At 64.1% G+C, this 5,147-nt stretch carries 4 protein-coding genes; 2 read left to right on the top strand and 2 right to left on the bottom strand.

Annotated elements, in window-relative coordinates:
- Positions 1-1,256: glutamine-hydrolyzing GMP synthase (guaA, locus tag ACO6D5_RS29500; RefSeq protein WP_485827357.1), on the bottom strand; the 1,256-nt coding region annotated here is incomplete at its 3' end.
- Between the two features lie 103 nt (positions 1,257-1,359).
- The gene (guaB, locus tag ACO6D5_RS29495; protein WP_006224233.1) at positions 1,360-2,820 is read right to left on the bottom strand and encodes an IMP dehydrogenase; all 1,461 of its coding nucleotides are present in this window, start codon (positions 2,818-2,820) and stop codon (positions 1,360-1,362) included.
- Positions 2,821-3,079: 259 nt separating this feature from the next.
- On the opposite strand from guaB, the gene ACO6D5_RS29490 reads away from it, so the two are divergent.
- Both ACO6D5_RS29490 and ACO6D5_RS29485 read left to right on the top strand, forming a co-directional pair.
- Positions 3,080-3,697 carry a DUF2239 family protein gene (locus tag ACO6D5_RS29490; protein WP_485827356.1) on the top strand — a complete coding sequence of 206 codons (618 nt, stop codon included), beginning with the start codon at positions 3,080-3,082 and terminating at the stop codon, positions 3,695-3,697.
- Between the two features lie 194 nt (positions 3,698-3,891).
- A partial coding sequence (locus ACO6D5_RS29485) for an HdeD family acid-resistance protein (RefSeq protein ID WP_485827355.1) occupies positions 3,892-5,147 on the top strand: 1,256 nt, incomplete at its 3' end.

Here is a 5,147-nt window from a genome sequence, read left to right as displayed (position 1 = left end):
GCATATTCATGCTTCACTTCGCCCAGGATCCGCACGCCCAGGCCGGGGCCGGGGAACGGGTGGCGGTAGACCATCTGCGGCGGCAGGCCCAAGGCCACGCCCAGTTCGCGGACTTCGTCCTTGAACAGTTCGCGCAGCGGCTCCAGCAGTTGCAGGTTCAGCGTGTCCGGCAGGCCGCCCACGTTGTGGTGCGACTTGATGGAGGTGGCTTTGCCCGTCTTGGCGCCAGCGGATTCGATGACGTCGGGGTAGATCGTGCCCTGGGCCAGCCATTTAGCGCTTTGCTGCTTGCCGGCTTGTTCCTGGAACACTTCGACGAATTCGCGGCCGATGATCTTGCGCTTGGCTTCCGGGTCGGCGACGCCGGACAGCTTGCCCATGAATTGCGCAGTGGCGTCGACGTGAATGATCTTCACGCCCATGTTTTCGGCGAAGGTCTGCATGACCTGCTTGCCTTCGTCCAGGCGCAGCAGGCCGTGGTCGACGAACACGCAGGTAAGCTGGTCGCCGATGGCCTTGTGGATCAGCGCAGCGGCAACGGAGGAATCCACGCCGCCGGACAGGCCCAGGATGACTTCGTCGGTGCCGACTTGCTCGCGGATGCGGGCAACGGCTTCGGAGACGTAGTCGGGCATGTTCCAGTCGCCCTGGCATTCGCAGATCTCGTTCACGAAGCGGGCCAGCATGGCCTTGCCTTGGACGGTGTGCGTGACTTCGGGGTGGAACTGGACGGCGTAGAAGCGGCGGTCTTCGTCGGCCATGCCGGCGATGGGGCACGACGGCGTGGACGCCATGATCTTGAAGCCCGGGGGCAGTTCGGTGACCTTGTCGCCGTGGCTCATCCAGACCTTCAACATGCCGTGGCCTTCAGGCGTGGTGAAGTCAGCCAGGCCGTCCAGCAGCTTGGTGTGGCCGTGAGCGCGGACTTCGGCGTAGCCGAATTCGCGGTGGTCCGAGAAGCTGACCACGCCGCCCAGTTGCTGCGCCATGGACTGCATGCCGTAGCAGATGCCCAGCACGGGCACGCCCAGCTCGAACACGGCGTGCGGCACGCGCATGGAGCCTTCTTCGTAGGCGGAGGCGTGGCTGCCCGACAGGATGATGCCCTTCAGGCCTTGCGCCATCTGTTCACGCACGAAGGCGTCGTCGACGTCGCCGGGGTGGACTTCAGAATAGACGCCGGCTTCGCGCACGCGGCGGGCGATCAGCTGGGTGACTTGCGAACCGTAGTCAAGAATGAGGATGCGCTGGTGCATGGAGACTCTACCCGTTGTAAATAAAACCGCACCGGCAGAACCGCTACAAGATTTTGCGATTCTGCCGGTGCGTAATGCATGACATTGTAGTTGACTGTGTGGATCAGTCGGCGCGGTAGTTGGGCGCTTCCTTGGTGATCTGCACGTCGTGTACGTGGGACTCGCGCACGCCGGCGGAGGTGATCTCCACGAATTCGGCCTTGGTGCGCATGTCGTCAATGGTTGCGGCACCGCAGTAGCCCATCGAGGCGCGGATGCCGCCGACCAGTTGGAAGATGATGGCCAGGACGCTGCCCTTGTAGGGAACGCGGCCTTCGATGCCTTCCGGAACCAGCTTGTCGGCGTTGTTGGACGGGTCCTGGAAGTAACGGTCGGCCGAGCCGTCCGTCATGGCGCCCAGGCTGCCCATGCCGCGGTACGACTTGTACGAACGGCCTTGGAACAACACGACTTCGCCCGGGGCTTCTTCCGTGCCGGCGAACATGCCGCCCATCATGCAGGCGAATGCGCCGGCGGCCAGCGCCTTGGCGACGTCGCCCGAGTAGCGGATGCCGCCATCGGCGATCAGCGGAACGCCCGTGCCTTCCAGCGCCTTGGCGACTTCGGAAATGGCATGGATCTGCGGCACGCCCACACCGGCCACGATACGCGTGGTGCAGATGGAGCCGGGGCCGATACCGACCTTCACGCCGTCGGCGCCGTACTCGACCAGCGCGCGCGCGGCGGCGGCGGTGGCGATGTTGCCGCCGATGACTTCAACCTTCGGGTAGTTCTGCTTGACCCAGCGCACGCCTTCCAGCACGCCCTTGGAGTGGCCGTGGGCCGTGTCGACGATCAGGACGTCGACGCCTGCCGCGACCAGCTTTTCCACGCGCTCTTCGGTGCCGGCGCCCACGCCCACCGCTGCGCCGACGCGCAGCTGGCCTTGGCCGTCTTTGCTGGCCATCGGGTGTTCGGTGTTCTTGACGATGTCCTTGACGGTGGCCAGGCCACGCAGTTCAAAGCCGTCGTTCACGATCAGCACGCGTTCCAGACGGTGCTTGTGCATCAGGGCCTGCGCTTCATCCAGCGTGGCGCCTTCCTTCATGGTGACCAGGCGTTCCTGCGGCGTCATGATGTTGCGCAGGGGCTGATCCAGGTTTTCTTCGAAACGCAGATCGCGGTTGGTCACGATGCCGACCAGCTTGCGGCCTTCGACCACCGGCAGGCCCGAGATGCCATGCTGGCGCTGCAACGCAATGGCGTCGCGCACTTTCATCTGGGGGGTGACGGTGACCGGATCGATCACGATGCCGAATTCGTGGCGCTTGACGCGAGCCACTTCACGGGCTTGGGCATCGGCGGACAAATTCTTGTGAATGATCCCGATGCCGCCCTCTTGCGCCATGGCGATGGCCAGACGCGATTCGGTGACGGTGTCCATGGCGGCGGACACAAGGGGGATATTCAGACTGATATTGCGAGTCAGGCGCGTGGCCAGGGAGGTGTCGCGCGGCAACACCTCGGAATACGCAGGCACCAACAACACATCGTCGAAGGTGAGCGCTTTTTGAACGAGACGCATGGGTAACTCCGGGCGCAAAGCAAGATTATACGCCGCCTGCATGTTTTGACTAGGTGTTGACCCTAGGTTTGTACGGAATTTTTGCAGTCTGGCAAGTCAGCGAATGCAACGGGCCAAGAGATAAACCGGCCCCAATTGCGCGATGGAAGATCGGAACCAAAATTTGATATTTTTACCCGGACAATATTGACGGCTACTTTTACCCGGATCATAATTCAAACATGCCTCATATCTCATCGGGCACCGGAGCCCTACCGCCATGACTAGCACTACCTCGCGCCTTTCCTACACCGCCTTCGAAGGCCATCGAATCCTGGCCGTCGGACCACTGGCCGACGTCGCGCTGACCGTCAAACGGGCAATGAGCGCCCCCGATGGCCAGCCGGTGCTGGTCTTTCAGGACGGCACGGGCCAACAGACGGACCTGGACCTGAGGGGCGACGACGCGCAGATCATTGCGCGGCACGCGCCGCCTCCGGCCGCCGACGTGCCCGCCGTGGAGCCCGACGCCAGCGATGCGGCAGAAGCGCTGCCCCGCGGCCGCGGCCGGCCCAAGCTGGGCGTCGTGCCCCGTGAAGTCACCCTGCTGCCACGGCACTGGGACTGGCTGGGCGCGCAACCCGGCGGCGCCTCGGTGGCGCTGCGCAAACTGGTCGAGCAAGCGCGCCGCGACAACGAAGCGCGGGACGAGCAGCGCCTGCGGCAGGAAGCCGCCTACCGGTTCATGTCCAGCATGGCCGGCAACTTGGCGGGTTTCGAGGACGCGACGCGAGCGCTCTATGCCGACGACCGCGAGCGCTTTGCGCAGTGCGTCGCAACGTGGCCGCAGGACGTGCGCGCCTACGCGATGAGCCTGGCCTGGGCAGCGCCCGATTAAGACGAATCGTTGCAGGGTGCGCACCTAGGCACCCCTGCTCCCTGCGCAAGCGGATGTGAAGCGGCATGAAGAGGACATCGACGGAAGCAAAAAAGGGGCATTAAAGGATTGCATTAACGTGTTCAGAATCGGCCGGGTTTGGGTACCATGCACTTCTGAGCTCGTATCCGCCTTCCTCTTTCCGGACCGCTGGCATGCCACAACTTGTATTGCTGCTGTTGGGAGTCCCCTATCTGCGCAAACGCTGGCGCGCCTTGACCGCCGTCGGGGCATTCTTCCTGGCGGCTGGTATCTGCGTCTTCATCGACGCGCTGGACAACGCGCTCTACTTCCCGCTGAATGCCTTTGCCGTCCTCTTTATTATTGAAGGGCTGGCCACGCTGCTGATCGCCTCATCCGGCGTGGGCGGCCAGCGCGTCTTGCGCTACACCAAGGGCGTCTTCGTGCTGCTGGCCGGCACCCTGATCCTGATCGGGCACCATCACGGGCACTTCGCGTTGTCGATGATCTTCGGCGCGTTGTTCCTGATGGACGGGGTGCTGCAATGCCTGGCCGCCTATGTCGTGCGCTACGACCGCTGGCGCTACGCTTTCGCTGGGGGTGTAGCCGAAATCCTGCTGGCCATTTTCTTCTTCCAGCCCTACCCCACCAATTACGTCGGCACGGTGCCGTATTGCCTGGGCCTGTTCCTGGCCATTGCGGGCCTGAAACTGTTGTGGCTGGCGCGGCGCGTCAAGCATCTGGCCTCGAACCCGGCCTTCGCCGCCAACGATTCATCGGACTTCATGCCGGCCGCGCCCGCTGCCGCATCGCCCGTGTGGGACGGGCCGCCCGCCGACTCCGAGCGGGCGCTGACCGTCCACGTCTGGACGCCGTCCGGGTCGGCCAAGGCGCAAACGCGCAACTATCCCGTCGTCGACCGCTACATCGCAGCCGTCGATGTAAACGGGGTGATCTCCACCGGCCACGCCGCATTGGAGTCTCCGGAAGGCATCTACATCAGCCTGTATCCCAAGGAAGAAATCGACCGGTCGCCCGACGAGTTCGGCAACCTGTTGCGCGCAACGCCCGACAACGACATCCCCGGCGTGTACCAGCCCGATTACGCGACCGAGTCCAAGGCCTGGTGCCCGTCCACCATGCGCGTGCGCATCCGGAATTACGACCCCGACAAGCTGGCCGCGTTCTGGAACGAATACCGGCAGAACAGCACTTACAACCTGACCCACCGCAATTGTTCAAGTTCGGTGGCGGGGGCGCTTGATGCCGCGCTGGACGGCGTGGTGGGCCGTCTGCACGGTAGCCGGGCGGGATGGCGCGTGCTGATCCGGCTGCTGCTGACACCCGAGCTTTGGGTGGCCTCGCAGATCCGCAAGCGCGCCATGACCATGGCCTGGACGCCGGGGCTGACGCTGGACTACGCCCGGGCCATGAGCATGCTGGCCGATCC

The sequence above is a fragment of the Achromobacter sp. genome (assembly GCF_057314935.1).
Note: the sequence above shows the minus strand (reverse complement) of the source record. Positions and strands in the feature narration are given on the sequence as shown.